The sequence below is a fragment of the Gluconobacter sp. P1D12_c genome, assembly GCF_018812105.1.
Taxonomy (GTDB): Bacteria; Pseudomonadota; Alphaproteobacteria; order Acetobacterales; family Acetobacteraceae; genus Gluconobacter; species Gluconobacter oxydans_A.
On the sequence record NZ_JACSIQ010000398.1, the window covers coordinates 1 to 477 of the forward strand.

At 57.0% G+C, this 477-nt stretch carries 1 protein-coding gene; it reads right to left on the minus strand.

What is annotated here, in order from left to right:
• The coding region (locus tag KP705_RS17350) for a Tn3 family transposase (RefSeq protein ID WP_215765178.1) at window positions 1-477 on the minus strand (477 nt) is incomplete at both ends.

Sequence of the window (477 nt, forward strand, 5' to 3'; positions counted from 1 at the left end):
GTATCCTGGGCGCAAATCGATAACCAAAGAAGGGCATCAGCCCGAAAACATGATCCGATGCCCCACCCGTGTCGGTATAATGCTCTTCAATGGAAAGCCCGTTGGCATGATACAGCAGCCCATCCAGAACATAGGGTGCTTCACCGGCCGTCGCCGCAATCACCCGGGTCGAAAACTGATCATACTGATCTGAGATGTGGGTGTAGAAACTGACGCCCGGTTCACTGCCATTGCGCGCATTGATATCGCTGATCGCAGCGCCTCTGCCACCTGCATGAAACAATTGACCATCACTTGAGGACGATGTGCCGTCTCCCCAGAGTGACGCCAGGGGCAGCCCACGATGGGCTGCAACCATACGGCCAAGGGCTTCGGCGTATCCGGCCTCGCTGATATGCCAGTCATGCAGATGCGCCAACTGGCGCAGGGTGGCACCCTGACAGGTGTCGGCCATGCGTGTCAGACCAAGATTAATCC